This is a genomic window from Facklamia lactis, from assembly GCF_015863205.1.
Lineage (GTDB): Bacteria > Bacillota > Bacilli > Lactobacillales > Aerococcaceae > Facklamia > Facklamia lactis.
This window is the reverse complement of record NZ_JACBXQ010000021.1, coordinates 1-612: the sequence shown is the minus strand read 5'-3', so window position 1 is coordinate 612 and position 612 is coordinate 1. Positions and strand designations below refer to the sequence as shown.

Here is a 612-nt window from a genome sequence, read left to right as displayed (position 1 = left end):
CAATTCAATCGTCAGGAACTCATTTTTCCTCACCAAGAAATAACCGTTCGTCAACTGCGCGAAGAACTGGAAAAAAACTATTCGCTCTCATCCGTTTCTTCGATCATGATTGCGGTGAACGAAGAATTTGCAACTGATGAAGAAATCATTCGGGAAGGGGATGTCGTCGCTCTGATCCCCCCGGTGAGTGGAGGATGAAAAATGAAATTAACCCATTTAAACGAGCAAGGACGAGCGAAGATGGTCGATATTTCCGATAAAAGCGAAACGGTTCGTACCGCACATGCGGTCTCAAGCGTCATCGTTTCTAAAGAAGTGTATGAAAAAATAACAAATGCGCAAATCGAAAAAGGCGATGTGTTAGCGGTTGCACAAGTGGCTGGCATTATGGCGGCGAAACGAACCGCCGATTTGATTCCGATGTGCCATCCCATTTCTTTAACAGGTGTAGATATTCAATTTCAATGGCGATGTCAGGAAGAGCGCTATGAATTAATGATCGATACGTTTGTAAAAACGAAAGGGAGCACAGGAGTGGAGATGGAAGCGCTAACCGCCGCTTCGATTTGTGCGTTAACGATTTACGATATGTGCAAAGCGATTGATAAAGGG

General features: G+C 44.4%; 2 protein-coding genes. Both read left to right on the top strand.

Going from position 1 to position 612, the window contains the following annotated elements:
- The coding region (locus HZY91_RS10800; RefSeq protein WP_197116274.1) for a MoaD/ThiS family protein at positions 1-198 on the top strand (198 nt) is incomplete at its 5' end.
- Between the two features lie 3 nt (positions 199-201).
- Positions 202-612, top strand: a 411-nt coding sequence (moaC, locus tag HZY91_RS10795; protein WP_197116273.1) for a cyclic pyranopterin monophosphate synthase MoaC, incomplete at its 3' end; no start/stop codon positions are given.